At 71.1% G+C, this 13,510-nt stretch carries 11 protein-coding genes; 5 read left to right on the top strand and 6 right to left on the bottom strand.

Features of this window, described 5'->3' with window-relative positions; all coding sequences use genetic code 11:
• Positions 1 to 6 precede the first annotated feature (6 nt).
• Positions 7 to 2,478: a SpoIIE family protein phosphatase gene (locus tag AB0H88_RS47555; protein WP_357656176.1), complete on the top strand. Its 2,472-nt coding sequence runs from the start codon at positions 7 to 9 to the stop codon at positions 2,476 to 2,478.
• On the opposite strand, the gene AB0H88_RS47560 is transcribed toward AB0H88_RS47555, so the two are convergent.
• Together AB0H88_RS47560 and AB0H88_RS47565 are read right to left on the bottom strand one after the other, a co-directional pair.
• Entirely contained in the window at positions 2,460 to 3,401 is a 942-nt protein-coding gene (locus AB0H88_RS47560) for an aldose epimerase family protein (RefSeq protein ID WP_357656177.1), read from the bottom strand. The two genes, AB0H88_RS47555 and AB0H88_RS47560, sit on opposite strands and share 19 nt — an antisense overlap.
• Positions 3,398 to 4,369 (bottom strand): LacI family DNA-binding transcriptional regulator, encoded by a 972-nt coding sequence (locus AB0H88_RS47565; protein ID WP_357656179.1) that lies wholly within the window; start codon positions 4,367 to 4,369, stop codon positions 3,398 to 3,400. Before AB0H88_RS47565 ends, AB0H88_RS47560 begins: the two co-directional genes overlap by 4 nt.
• 221 nt (positions 4,370 to 4,590) lie before the next feature.
• On the opposite strand from AB0H88_RS47565, the gene AB0H88_RS47570 reads away from it, so the two are divergent.
• The 4 genes from AB0H88_RS47570 to AB0H88_RS47585 are packed head-to-tail and all read left to right on the top strand — an operon-like array spanning position 4,591 to position 9,378.
• Positions 4,591 to 5,478, top strand: a complete 888-nt coding sequence (locus AB0H88_RS47570) for an NAD(P)-dependent oxidoreductase (RefSeq protein ID WP_357656181.1) — start codon at positions 4,591 to 4,593, stop codon at positions 5,476 to 5,478.
• Positions 5,475 to 6,353, top strand: a complete 879-nt coding sequence (locus tag AB0H88_RS47575) for a 5-dehydro-4-deoxyglucarate dehydratase (protein WP_357656183.1) — start codon at positions 5,475 to 5,477, stop codon at positions 6,351 to 6,353. Before AB0H88_RS47570 ends, AB0H88_RS47575 begins: the two co-directional genes overlap by 4 nt.
• Complete coding sequence (locus tag AB0H88_RS47580) at positions 6,350 to 7,399, top strand: mandelate racemase/muconate lactonizing enzyme family protein (RefSeq protein ID WP_357656185.1); 1,050 nt, start codon at positions 6,350 to 6,352, stop codon at positions 7,397 to 7,399. The genes AB0H88_RS47575 and AB0H88_RS47580 overlap by 4 nt, the downstream gene beginning before the upstream one ends.
• A gap of 2 nt (positions 7,400 to 7,401) precedes the next feature.
• A complete protein-coding gene (locus AB0H88_RS47585; protein ID WP_357656186.1) occupies positions 7,402 to 9,378 on the top strand; it encodes a DUF6807 family protein in 1,977 nt (658 codons plus the stop codon).
• Here AB0H88_RS47585 and AB0H88_RS47590 read toward each other — a convergent pair.
• The 4 genes from AB0H88_RS47590 to AB0H88_RS47605 form a co-directional block, all read right to left on the bottom strand.
• A complete protein-coding gene (locus tag AB0H88_RS47590; RefSeq protein WP_357656188.1) occupies positions 9,355 to 10,443 on the bottom strand; it encodes a dienelactone hydrolase family protein in 1,089 nt (362 codons plus the stop codon). The two genes, AB0H88_RS47585 and AB0H88_RS47590, sit on opposite strands and share 24 nt — an antisense overlap.
• Before the next feature lie 3 nt (positions 10,444 to 10,446).
• Positions 10,447 to 11,727, bottom strand: coding sequence for a Gfo/Idh/MocA family oxidoreductase (locus tag AB0H88_RS47595; RefSeq protein WP_357656190.1), 1,281 nt, complete (start codon positions 11,725 to 11,727; stop codon positions 10,447 to 10,449).
• A gap of 63 nt (positions 11,728 to 11,790) precedes the next feature.
• Positions 11,791 to 13,065 (bottom strand): extracellular solute-binding protein, encoded by a 1,275-nt coding sequence (locus AB0H88_RS47600; protein ID WP_357656192.1) that lies wholly within the window; start codon positions 13,063 to 13,065, stop codon positions 11,791 to 11,793.
• 34 nt (positions 13,066 to 13,099) lie between these two features.
• Positions 13,100 to 13,510, bottom strand: a 411-nt coding sequence (locus AB0H88_RS47605; RefSeq protein WP_357656193.1) for a carbohydrate ABC transporter permease, incomplete at its 5' end; no start/stop codon positions are given.

Below are 13,510 nucleotides of genomic sequence, written 5' to 3' on the forward strand. Positions count from 1 at the left end.
CGCATAGTGGACACGACCCGCGTGTCGAGCACGGCCTTCGACGGCACCCCGCAAGCCCCCGCGGCCGCACGGCGCTTCGTACGTCAGGTGCTCGGTGAATGGCAACTGAGCCACCTGACCGAAGACGCCGTGCTGCTGACCAGCGAACTCGTCACCAATGCCGTGGTGCACGCGGGCACGGGGCTGGAGCTGACCTGCCGGCTCGACCCGAACGCCGTCCCGACCAGGCTGGAGATCGAGGTCGACGACCACCACCCGACCCTGATCGTGCCGGCCGCCGAGTCGCCGCCGCCCGAGGGCATGGCCACCTCGGGGCGTGGTCTCGCGCTGGCGGGCATGCTCGCCGACGCCTGGGGCGTCACCTATACGGGCGCCGCCAAGCGGGTCTGGGTCCGCATGGAGCTCGACAAGGGGTGTGGCCACGAGAGCGCCTCCGGCATCCCCGCCACGAAGGCCGCCGCGATCGCGGCCTCCACGGAGACCCTGCACGTCGCCGTCGTCGTGAGCGACCTCGACGGCCGGATCGTCACCTGGAACGCCGAGGCGGAGGCGCTGCTCGGCTGGTCCGCCGCCCAGGTCGTCGGCCGGCCGCTGGCGGAGCTGGTCGCCTGGCGCAGGCACGGCCCCTGCGCGCTGTCGCTGTCGGACACTCTCGGCCTGGGCCGCTGGCGCGGCGAGTCCAGGATGCGGCACCGCGACGGGGACCTGCTCCCGGTCTACATCTCCCACCTGCGCACCGACGGCCGCGCGCAGGACCGCCGGTCGATCTGGATCGTGGTGTCCAGCGACCACCGCTACGTCCTGGCCTCCCCACCCGCCCCGCTCAAGCGGGAGCCGGGCGGCCGCATCAAGGACCTGCTCGACCACGACATGCCGCTCGACGAGCTGCTCGACACCGTCGCCCAGATCGTCCAGCTGTCCAGCGCGGCCGACGCCGCCTATGTGCTGGTACGGGCCGAGGGCGGCAACCGGTTCGGCGTCGCGGCGGGCACCGGGGCGACGGCGGGGCTGGTGGGCGTGGTGGCCGCCGGGGTGTTCGGCGTGGAGCAGAAGGCGCCGGCGATGTTCGACGACCTGCTGGCCACCGACGTCGAGCTGGCCCAGCGGCTCCAGGCCAGGTCGCTGGCGTGCGCGCCGCTCATGGTGGCGGGCGAGGTGACCGGCTACCTCGTGGCGACGGCCGCCGAGCCCGGCCGGTTCGACCAGGCGCTCACGGCGAGCCTGCAGTACATCGCGGACCAGGTCGCCGTGACCGTGCAGCGCGAGCGACTGGCCGAGCGGGACCGGGCGCATCGGGGGCGGCTGTCGTTCCTCGCGGAGGCCGGCGAGCTACTGGCGGGCGTGCACGACGAGGAGCTGATCGCGGCTCTGACGGCCCAGCTGGTCGTGCCCAAGATCGCCACCTGGGCGGCGGTCTACCTGACCGACCTGGCCGGCATGACCAGGCTCGCGCACGTGTGGCACAGCGAGGAACGCCACAACGCCGACCTGCGCCAGGTTCTGCCCGTCATCCCGCGTGCGGCGCTGGGCGAGGTGACCTGGCCGGTCGGGCCGGAGAGCGTGCTGTCGTTCCCGCTGCTCACCCAGGGCCGCTCGCACGGCGCGCTGGTGATCGGGCGCGTCGAGCCGACCCTCCCGCTGGAGCTGGCCGACCTGCTCGCCGACCTGTGCCGCCTGGTGGCGCTCAACCTCCACACGGCCATGCTCTACTCGCGGCAGGCGACCACGTCACGGGTGCTGCAGCGCAGCCTGCTGCCCATGCGGGTGGCGCCGATGCCGGGACTGGAGTCGGCGGTCGTCTACGAGCCCGCCGAAGAGGGCGCCCACGTCGGCGGCGACTTCTACGACCTGTTCACCGTCGGCGACCACTGGTGCTTCGCCCTCGGCGACGTCTGCGGCAGCGGTCCTGAGGCCGCCGCGGTGACCGGGCTGGCCCGCCACGCCGTACGGCTGCTGGCCAAGGAGAACTACACCGTGGCCGACATCCTCGACCGGCTCAACCAGACGCTGCTCGACGAGGGCGAGGACGGCCGCTTCCTCAGCCTGCTCTGCGGGGAGCTGACGCCACTGCCCCAGGGCGGCGCGCTGTGCACGCTCGCCTCGGCGGGCCATCCCCCGCCCCTGCTGCTGCGCGCGAACGGCGAGGTCCAGCCCGTCGCCACCTCGCAGCTGCTGCTGGGCATCGACGGCGACGCGCGGTTCTACACCGAGACGTTCGAGCTGCTGCCCGAGGAGCTGCTGCTGTGCGTCACCGACGGCGTCACCGAGCGGCGCGACGGCGACCGGCTGCTCGATGACGACGACGGGCTGACCGCGATCCTGTCGGGCTGCTCGGGGCTGAGCGCGCACGCCGTGGCCGAGCGGATCCGGCAGGCGGTCGAGTCGTTCGCCACCGAGCCGTCACACGACGACGTGGCGCTGCTGGTGCTCCGTGCCACCACCGCCCTGCGGGCGGGCGGTCAGGTGGTGAACCGGTAGGAGGTCGTGGAGGTGCGGGTCTCGCCCGGCCTGAGCACGGTCGAGGGGAACTGCGGCTGGTTGGGCGAGTCGGGGAAGTGCTGCGTCTCCAGGCACAGACCCGCGTGCGGTCCGTACGGCGTCGCGACGCCGTCGAGCATGCCGCCCGCGTAGAACTGGACGCCCGGCTCGGTGGTCGTGACCTCCATGGTCAAGCCGCCGACCGGCTCGGTCACCCGGATCCCGCCGTCGAGCACGAAGCAGTGGTCGTAGCCGCCGTCGTAGCGCTCACCCACCGCGTGCGGCGTGGTGAAGTCGAACGCCGTGCCCTTGACCGGCGCCGGCTCGCCCGTGGGGATCTTGTCCTCGTCGACGGGCAGGTAGTGCTCGGCGTCCATCTGGATCACGTGCCCGAGCACGTCGCCGGCGCCCGCCAGGTTGAAGTAGGAGTGGTTGGTGAGGTTGACGACGGTGGGCGCGTCGGTCTCGGCCGTGTAGTCCAGGCGCAGGGCGTCGTCTTCGAGCGTGTAGGTGATCGAGGCGGTCAGCGTGCCCGGATAGCCTTGGTCGCCGTCGGGGCTGGTGAGTGTGAGCGTCACGGAGGAGCCGGTGACCTCGGAGACTGTCCACACCTTGCGGTCGAAGCCGCGGTTACCGCCGTGCAGGCTGTTGGGCCCGTTGTTGAGCGGCAGGCGGTGTTCGACTCCGTCGAGGGTGAAGCGGCCGCCCGCGATGCGATTGCCGTACCTGCCGACGACGGCGCCGAAGTAGCGGCTGCGGGTCAGGTAGTCCTCCAGCGTGGGCAGTCCGAGCACCACGTTGACGCCGGACACCTCCAGCGACTGCAGGATGGCGCCGTACGTGAGCACGCTCGCGCGCAGCCGTCCCGAGGACAGCTCGACGCGCTCGACCTCTTCACCCGACGGCAGCGTTCCGAACATCATCTGTGTGCCTTTCCCGTGGACTCGCGGACGATCAGGGCCGTCTCCAGCATCGTGGCGGCGGCGGTGGCCGCCGAATCGACCGACTGGAGCAGCAGGTCTACGGCGATGCGGCCGGCGGCGGCGGTGGGCATGGCGATCGTGGTCAGCTTCGGGCGGCTCAGCCGGCCCGGCACGATGTCGTCCACGCCGATCACGCTGACGTCTCCGGGGACGCTCTTGCCCCGCTCGGCGAGCCCCTCGATGAGGCCGATGGCGACCAGGTCGTTGTAGGCCAGCACGCCCGTCGCGCCCGAGGCGATGACGTCGGTGGCCGCGGCCAGGCCGCCCAGCTCCGTCGGCGGGTTGGGGCCGAGGAAGACCACGTCCACGTCGTTCATCGCGGCGGCCGCCTCCTGCATCTCCTTGCTGGTCCACGACCCGCTGGGCCCGGTGACCAGCGCGATGCGCCGGTGCCCGAGCGCGGTGAGGTGCTCGACGGCCTGCCTGGCCCCGCGGCCCACGTCCATGAGCACGGTCGGCATGCCCTTGGCCCGGCGGTTGACCACGACGAACGGCACCTCCTCGCGCAGCCGCTCTATCGTCCGGTTCGTCAGGCGCGGGCTGCACAGCAGCACACCGTCGACCTGCTTGGTGAGGGTCTGGATCAGATCCTCCTCCACCTGCGGGTCCTCGTCGGTGTCGGCCACGAACACGTGGTAGTCGCGGAGCCTGGCCTGCGCCTGGGCGGCCTTGATCAGCGGAGGGAAGAAGGGGTTGGCGATGTCGGCCACGATGAGGCCGATGTTGTGGGTGCGGCCGGTGGTCAGCGCCCGCGCGGCGCGGTTGGGCCGGTAGCCGAGATCCTCGGCGATGGCGAGCACGCGGGTGCGCGTCTCGGGGTTGACCAGGTGGGGCGCGGAGAACGCCCGGGACACCGTGGAAACATGCACGCCCGACGCTTCAGCCACGTCACGAATCGTCACCGCCACGCTTGGCCTCCTCCGACCGTACCTAGTACTTTAGTGCAATCGTTTGTATCACTGTCAATCAGCCATCCCCGCCGGATTTTTCACCTAAATCCCCACCATATCTCTTCATATGGCCAGACCGCCTGGCCAGAGAAGGCCGGGCCGCTTGACGTTCTCCCGGCCCCACGTCGATACTTTCTGCAACCGGTTGCTGTATCCCAAGCAGGAGTGGTGAACGACCGATGACACGAACACTGGTGACCGGCAGCGCCGGCCGGCTAGGGCGCAGCGTGGTCGCCTCATTGGCTCAGGCCGGTCACGAGGTGATCGGCATCGACGTCACCCCGGGCACTCCCCCCGAGGCCGCGGTCACCCTGCCCGCCGACCTGACGAACCTGGGCGAGGCGTATGACGTCATGGCCCGCTTCCGGCCCGACGCCGTGATCCACCTGGCCGCGATCGCGACCCCGTTCAGCCGTACCGACGGGCTGACCTTCCGTACCAACACCCAGCTCGCCTTCAACATGTGCGCGGCCGCGAGCAACACCGGAGTCGGCAAGGTGATCGTGGCCAGCAGCCCGACCGTCATCGGCTACGGCGCGCCCGGCGGCTGGACGCCCAGCTATCTGCCCATCGACGAAGAGCACCCCGTCGCGCCGTGGAACGCCTACAACCTGTCCAAGGTCGTGGCCGAGCAGACGATGGCGTCGTTCGCGCGCAGCTCGGAGACACGGTTCGCGGCGGTGCGGCCGTGCTTCGTGGTGGCTCCCGAGGAGTGGGCGGGCGCGCCCACCCAGTCGGGCCACACGATCGCCGAACGGCTGGACCGGCCGGACATCGCCGGGGCCTCGCTGTTCAACTACCTCGACGCCCGGGACGCCTCCGACCTGATCGCCGTGCTCCTCGAACGCCTGCCCGACCTGCCCAACGGCGAGGTGTTCTTCGCGGGGGCGGCCGACGCGCTGGCCCGCGAGCCGCTGGCGGAGCTGCTCCCCGCCGTCATCCCCTCGACCGCCGCCGCGGCCACGAACCTCACCGGGACCTCTCCCGCCTTCACCTCCGCCAAGGCCGGGCGGATGCTGGGCTGGACGCCCAAGCGCTCGTGGCACACCGAACTGGAGACCGGATGAACCTCAGCGGAGTCCTCTTCTTCCCCGTGACCCCCTTCGACCCCGACCACGGGCTGGCCGAGGAGGTGCTGGCCGAGCACATCAGGCGCGGGCTCCAGCACCGGCCCGGCGCGGTGTTCGCGGCCTGCGGCACGGGTGAGTTCCCCGCGCTGTCGGAAGCGGAGCACGCCGCGATCGTCCGGGTGGCCGTCGAGACCACGGCCGGCCAGGTGCCGGTCTTCGCGGGCGCCGGCGGGCCGCTCGGCGCGGCGCTGGGCCAGGCCCGCGCGGCTCGCGAGGCGGGCGCCGACGGCCTGCTGCTCATGCCCCCTTACCTGGCCAAGGGCCCCAACGAGGGCTTCAGCGCCTATGTGCGCGCGATCGCCGCGATCCTGCCGGTCATCATCTACCAGCGCGACGCGGTGGCGCCCACCCCCGAGCAGGTCGTGGCGCTGGCCAGGATCCCGGGCGTGATCGGCCTCAAGGACGGCCTGGGCGACATCGACCTCATCCAGCGCACGGTGCTGGCGGTGCGCAGGGAGATCGGCGAGGAGTTCAGGTTCTTCAACGGGCTGCCGACGGCCGAGCTGACGATGGGCGCCTACCGGGGCATCGGCGTGGAGCTCTACTCCTCCGCCGTCTTCGCCTTCGCGCCCGAGATCGCCACCGCGTTCCTGAACGGCGCCGACCACCTGCTCACCGAGTTCTACGAGCCGCTCGTACGGCTGCGCTCCAAGGTCCCCGGCTACGCCGTCTCCCTGGTCAAGGCCGGTGTACGACTCGGCGGCCTGGACGCGGGACCGGTGCGCCCGCCCCTGGTCGACGCCTCGCCCGAGCACGTGGCCGAGCTGAAGGCCCTGATCGAACACGGGCGGTCGCTGGCAGGCGTCTCATGATCCGTGACCTGAAAGTGAGCGCTCACACCGCCGAGCTGTCCAGGCCGTGGGGGCCGGATGTGCCCGTCAACCACGTCATGGTCGTGGAGCTCACGCTCGACGACGGCCGGACGGGCACCGGCTTCTCCTGGACGCCGCAGATCGGGGCGCGGGCCGTACAGGCGCTGCTGGAGAACGACATCCGCGAGGCCGTCATCGGCCTGGACCCGCACCCCGAGGTGGTGTGGGACCGGCTCTGGCGGCACCTGCGTGAGGCCGGGCCCGGCGGGATCACCACCGTCGCGCTGGCCGGGGTGGATCTGGCGCTGTGGGATCTGCGCTGCGGCGAGCGCGGCCTGGCCGACGTGCTGGGGCGGCGCAGGGACACGGTGCCGGTCTACGGCAGCGGCGTGAACCTGCACTATTCGCTGGAGGAGCTGGTCGCCCAGGCCGGCCGGTGGAAGGCCGCGGGCTATCCCGGGGTCAAGATGAAGGTGGGCCGGCCCGACCTCGCCGAGGACGTCGAGCGGGTGGCCGCGGTCCGCGAGGTCGTCGGCCCCGGCACGCTGCTGATGATCGACGCCAACCAGCGCTGGGACCTGCACCGGGCCCGCCGCGCCGTCGAGGCGCTGGCCCCGTACGACCTGCACTGGCTGGAGGAGCCGCTGCCCGCCGACGACGTCGCCGCGCACGTGGAGCTGCGGCGCTCCGTGGACGTGCCCATCGCGGTCGGCGAGAACGTCTACACCGTCTACGGCTTCCGCGACCTGCTGACGGCGGGGGCCTGCGACATCGTGCAGCCCAATGTGGTCAGGGTCGGGGGAATCACCCCGTTCTTGCGCATCACCGAGCTGGCCCGGACCTTCGACGTACCGGTCTATCCGCACCTGCTGCCCGACCTGTCGGCGCAGCTGGCGCTGGCGCTGCCGCTGCCGTGCCTGGCCGAGGAGGTCGAGGACGCCTCGTTCGCCGCGCTGGGCCTGCTGGCCGAGCCGTATCCCGTCCACGTGAGCGACGCGAAGGTGCGCGTCGGTGAGCACCGGGGGCTCGGCCTCCACTGGAGATGAGCATGCGGGTCGTACTCGCCGGAGCGCACGGGTTCGGCGCCCACTACCTCAACCGGTTGCGGCGGCTGGCCGGCCAGATCGAGCTGGCGGGCGTCTGTGACGTGCGGCCGGTCTCCCCCGAAGACCTCGACGGGCTCGGTACGCCGGAGTTCTCCACCGACCTGCCCGAGCTGATCAAGCGGACCGGCGCGCGGATCGCCATCCTGGCGACCCCGATCCCGACGCACGCGGACCTGACGCTGGCGGCGCTGGCGGCCGGCGCGCACGTGCTGGTGGAGAAGCCCACGGCGGCCACGCTCGCCGACTTCGAGCGCATGGAGCAGGCCGCCGCCGAGGCCGGTCTCGCCTGCCAGGTGGGCTTCCAGAGCCTCGCGTCCGCGGCCCTGCCGGAGGTGCGGCGGCTGATCGCCGAGGACACGATCGGCCGCGTGACCGGTATCGGGGTGGCGGGGGCGTGGCCGCGGCCCGCCTCCTACTTCACCCGCAGCTCCTGGTCGGGGCGGCGCCGGCTCGACGGCGTGGACATCGTGGACGGCGCGCTGACCAACCCGTTCGCGCACGCCGTCGCCACCGCCCTCGCCGTGGCGGGCGCCGAGGAGCGCGGCGCGGTCACCTCGGTCGAGGCGGAGCTGTTCCATGCCAACGCCATCGAGTCGGACGACACCTCGGCCATCCGCATCCACCTGGCGGACGGGCCGCCGATCGTGGCCGCCGTGACGCTCTGCGCCACCGGCCGCGACGAGCCGTACGTGGTCGTCCACGGTGAACGGGGCACGATCACGTTCACGTACACGGTGGACGAGGTCCGCGTCGGCGACGGCCCGGTGCGCCGCTTCCCCCGCGCAGACCTGCTGGAGAACCTCGTCGAGCACGTACGCACCGGAGCCGACCTGATCGTGCCGATCCACCGGACCGGGGCGTTCATGGAGGTTCTGGAGGCCATCAGGGTCGCGCCCGATCCGCTGCCGATCGCCCAGGACCACCAGGACCTCTCCGGTGACGGGCCGGTGCTGCCCGGCATCGCCCAGGTGGTCGAGTCCTGCGCGGAGCGGCTGGAGCTCTTCTCCGAGCTGGGCGTGAGCTGGGCCGTGCCGTTGATGGTGGATGACCAGGTGGTGGCCGAGTACGTCACGCGGCCCGACCTGCCGATCAGCGCGGCCCCACGGCCCTACCTCCACCCGGTCCGCACGCTGGGCGGCACGGTGGTCACCGAGGTGCAGCCGGCGGACCATCCGCACCACCTCGGCGCCGGCGTGGCCGTCACCGATGTCGGCGGGCGCAACTTCTGGGGCGGCCGTACCTTCGTCAGGGACCAGGGGCCTCAGTGGCTGGACGACCACGGGATCCAGCGGCATGTGTCGTTCACCGGGCGTGACTCCTCGGGCTTCGCCGAGACCCTGCTGTGGCAGCGGCCGGGCGAGGAGCCGGTGGTGCGTGAGGAGCGGACCGTGCGGGCCGTCCCGCTGTCGCGGGGCTGGGCGCTCGATCTCACCTTCACGCTGCGCAATCTCACGGGCGCGCCACTGACGATCCAGAGCTCGGCCACCAAGGGCCGGGCCGGGGCGGGCTATGGCGGCTTCTTCTGGCGGGCGCCGGTGGCGTCGCGAGGGCTGCGGGTGTTCGCCGCGTCCCCCGAAGGTTCCGCCGAAGGTTCCGCCGAAGGTTCCGTCGAAGGTTCCGTCGAAGGTTTCGTCGAAGGTTTCGTCGAAGGTTTCGTCGAAGGCGAGGAGTTGGTCCACGGCTCCCGGGCGCCGTGGCTGGCGCTGGCGGGCGAGGACTGGACGCTGGTGTTCGTCCGGGCGGGCGACGATCCGTGGTTCGTCAGGGTGGCGCAATATCCCGGTGTGGGCACCGCGCTGGCCTGGGACACGCCGCTGGTCTTCGAGGACGAGCTGACCCGGGGCGTGTCCGTGGTCGTGGCCGACGGGCGCCTGTCCGCCGCCGAGGCGGCCGGGCTAGCCGCCGAGGTGGCGCTCTAGCCAGGTGAAGGCGTGCTCCTGCATGGGGACGTCGAAGGCGTGCGGGGCGTCGAAGAAGATCCCCTCGTAGCCGCCGTCCGGGTGGCGGCGCGCGATGGCCTCGTGCGCCGCGTGCATCCCGGCCGGCGGGAACAGCTGGTCGCGCTCGCCGTACATGACCAGGAGCGGTTCGGGCGCACGGGCGGCGACCAGCGCCGGCCAGTCGCAGACGCGCGACAGTCCTGGCGGGAAGAACATCCAGGTGTGCCCGGCGACGTAGCCGTCCAGGACCTCGCGGTAGGTGGAGACCATCGCGGCGACGGCGACCGCGGCGACGCCGGTGTCGAACGCGCCGAGCAGCGCCGCGCGCAGGCCGCCCCCTGACAGCCCCACACAGCCGATCCGCCCGACGTCGGGGCGAGACCGCAGGTAGGCCGCGGCGGCCAGGTCCTCGCCCGCCACCACGCCGGCCAGCGAGGTGCCGAGCAGGGTGCAGTACTTCTCCAGCACGTGCTCGTGGTGCCCGGCCGCGACGTCGTAGCGGTCGGCCTCGGACATGGCGGGATCATTCGCCTGGGCGAGCACGCGCTCGGGCATGTCCGCCCGGTCGAAGCGGCGGCTGCCCCAGCCGATCACGTCGGGGACGAGCACGGCGAAGCCCCGCCTGGCCAGCTCGCTCGCGTAGGCCCGGCCGCCGTAGATCTGCTCGCGCAGCCGCAGCACCTCAGGCGTGGGCGGCTCGGGGCCGTCCGCGATCTTCTCCTTGCCCGCCCACTTCATGCCCGCGTGGCAGTGCAGCGCGAGCACCCCGGGCAGCGGTCCTTCCGCGTGGCGGGGCTTGAGCAGGTAGGCGTGGGTACGCGGGCCGAACCCCACCGACCAGGAGAGCTCCTCACCGCTGAGGTCCGGCGTCGTCCAGGAGCGCTCGACCCGCACCTCTCGTACGGCGAGGTCGAGCGTCCCGATGGCCTCGCGGGCGGCCTTCCTGAGCGCGGGGCCGGGCGCGGCCTCGGGAAACAGGCCGTGCCGGCGCTCCGCGAGCTCGGCCAGCCCGGAGAACGGCCCGAGGTGGCGCAACTCACGCATCGGTCAGGCGCCGACGAGGCGGGTGCCGTCGGCGGCCAGGCGGACGGGCGCGCCGGTGCCGGCCGAGCGGGTGGCGGCCACGCCGACCAGCACGCTGCGGATGCCGTCGCGGTAACCCGCCGGGCGCCCGAGCGGATCGTCGCCGGGGCCGCGGAAGACGTCGTCGAGCAGCAGCCGGTCGCCACCGCCGTGACCGCCCTCCCCCTGTTCGATGGCGATCTCCTCCGGCTCCTGCCAGTGCCGGTGCAGGATGAGCTTCTCCCCGGCGCCGGCCATGTGCTCCTTGCCCGCGGCGCTCGGGTCGATCGCGGCGTGCTCGGGGGTCCAGGGCCGCTCCAGGACGTCCAGCTCGATCCGGCCCTCCGTACCGTTGAAGACGACGCGGTATCCCTCGTACGGGGCGTGCGCGGTGAGCGAGTAGGTGAGCATGGCCCGGTTGGCGTAGCGGACCAGGACCGACATGTTGTCGTCGATCGTCACGCCCGGCCCGAAGACGTCCTGGTCGCGGATGTAGCCGTCCTCGTGCTCGGCGTCCAGGTACAGGCGCTTGAGGTGCTCGTCGGTGGAGATGTCCAGGATGAACGGGTCGGTGCCGAGGCCGGGCGCGCCCTGGCCGCGGGCGGGACGCGGGCCTCTGGGCAGGGCCTGGCCGTAGAAGCGCAGGTCGGTCTGGGCGAAGACGAGCTCGGGCGCGGCCGCGAGCCACCAGTTGACCAGGTCGAAGTGGTGGGTGGACTTGTGTACCAGCAGGCCGCCGGAGTTGGCCTTGTCGCGGTGCCAGCGGCGGAAGTAGTCGGCGCCGTGGATGGTGTCGAGCGCCCAGTCGAAGTGGACGGAGGTGATGTCGCCGATCGCGCCTTCGCTGATGAGCTTTTTGACCGCCGAGTTACGCGGGGAGTAGCGGTAGTTGAAGGTGACCACCAGTTTGCCCGGGTTGCGCTCGGCGGCGGCGGCGATGGCCTCGCAGCCCTCGGCGTCGATGGTGAGCGGCTTCTCCACGATGACGTCGAGTCCCGCGTCGAGGGCGGCGACGACATAGCGGGCGTGCGTCGCGTCCACCGTGGTGACCACGACGGCGTCGGCCAGCTCCAGGAGCTTGCCGAACTCGTCGGGGGCGAAGCACGGCACCTGCTCGCCGATGCGCTCGACGTAGTAGTTCATACGCGTCTGGTTGACGTCGCAGAGGCCGACGATCGTACCGGTGTCGCGCCAGTCGCCCAGCAGGGCGTCGACGTACATCTGGGCGCGATGGCCGAGTCCGACGAAGGCGTACCTGGTGCTCAACTTCTCTCCCCGAGTCGTGGAGTGGAGGCTGGGGGCTGTCGTGCCCCCAGCCTGGATCAGACCTCAGCCGGCGATGGCCGCGTTGGCTTCGGTCAGGAACTTCTGCGCGCCGGCGTCCGGTGTCGTCTTGCCGAAGAGGACCTCTTCGCTGTTGCGCTTGAGGATGTCCTCCATCTGCAGCGCGCCCTTCGGCGGGGCGACGATCGGGCTCAGCTCGCCCTTGACCGCGTCGATGAAGGTCAGCGTCTTCTGGTCGACGGCCGGCAGCTTGCCCTTGACGGCGGTGAGCACCTTGGCGTTGGTCGGCAGGCCACGGTCACTCAGCAGGATCGAGGCCGCGTCCGGGTCGTTGACCATGAAGTCGATGAACTTGCCGGCTTCCGCGAGGTGGTCGGACTTGGCGGAGGCCGTGTAGAACATCGACGGCTGCAGGAACATGCCGCCGGTGGTCGCGCCCGTCGCCTTGGGCATCCGCATCAGGGTCAGCTCCTGGCCCGACGCCTTGGACAGGGCGTTGAGCTGGTTGCTCCACCACATGCCCATGGCGCCCGCGTTGGTGGCCAGCAGCGACTGCTCGGGGCCCACGGAGATCAGTTCGGCGCTCTTGGCGGCGTCGGCGGAGCCCTTGGTCTGGATGAGCTGCTGGTGGATGCCCCACCACGCCTTGAGCGTCTCGGGCGTCACCCCGATCTTGTTGCCGTCGTAGAACTTCTCGCCGCGCTGGGCCGCGAAGATCTGCAGCCAGGCGGGGTTGTAGTTGTACTCGGCTCCGTTGACCCCGTTGCCGGCCGCGGAGATCTGCTTGGCCAGGTTGATCCAGTCGTCCCAGGTCCAGGACTTGTCGTCGGGCAGCTTCTGTTTGGCCTTCTCCAGCGCCGACTTGTTGACGAGCATGGAGAAGGTGTTGACGCCGCTCGGGATGGCGTACTGCTTGCCGTCGACCTGACCGCTGGTGAGCACCTGCTGGTCGAGGTCGCCCGTGGTGACCTTGCCCGACAGATCGGCCAGGGCGTTGCGGCCGGCGTACTCGCTCAGGCCGCGGATCTCGATGCTGATGACGTCGGGGGCGTCGTTGGCCGCCACCTTGGTGGCCAGCTTCTCGTAGTAGCTCTCCCAGTTGGAGAAGTCGCCCTCGACGTCGATGGTCGGGTTCTTCTCCTCGAACTTCTTGATGACCTGTTCGGTGAGCTTCTGCCGCGCGTCGCTGCCCCAGTAGGAGAAGCGGAGATGGATCTTGTCACCGCCGGCCTTGTCGCCGCTGCCGCCACCACAGCCTGCGGCGGCCGTCATGACCGCCGCCGACAGCAGGGCGACCGTCCACATCATCCTAGGCTTCACAGCTCTACCTCCTGGTGAAGAGTTGCGGGGGGTGTTACTTCAGTCCGGTGGTCGCTACACCACGAATCAGATATTTCTGACCGGCAAGGAAAAAGCCGAAGATCGGCCCCAATGACACGATCGACATCGCGAACATGGGGCCCCACGACGACTCGCCACTGGAGTCTAGGAAGGAGCGGAGTGCAACGGCCACTGTGAGATTGTCCGAGTTTGTCAGGTAAAGGTTCTGACTGAAGAAGTCGTTCCACGTCCAGATGAAAGTGAAGATGCCGGTCGTGGCGAGCGCCGGGGTGCAGAGCGGGAGGATCACCTGCAGAAAGACCCGCCAGTAACCCGCACCGTCGATGGCCGCGGCCTCGTCCAGCTCCCTCGGCAGGGTCCGGATGAACTGGACCATGAGGAAGATGAAGAACGCGTCCGTGGCCAGGAACTTGGGCACGATCAG

The sequence above is a fragment of the Nonomuraea sp. NPDC050680 genome (assembly GCF_040654555.1).
Lineage (GTDB): Bacteria > Actinomycetota > Actinomycetes > Streptosporangiales > Streptosporangiaceae > Nonomuraea.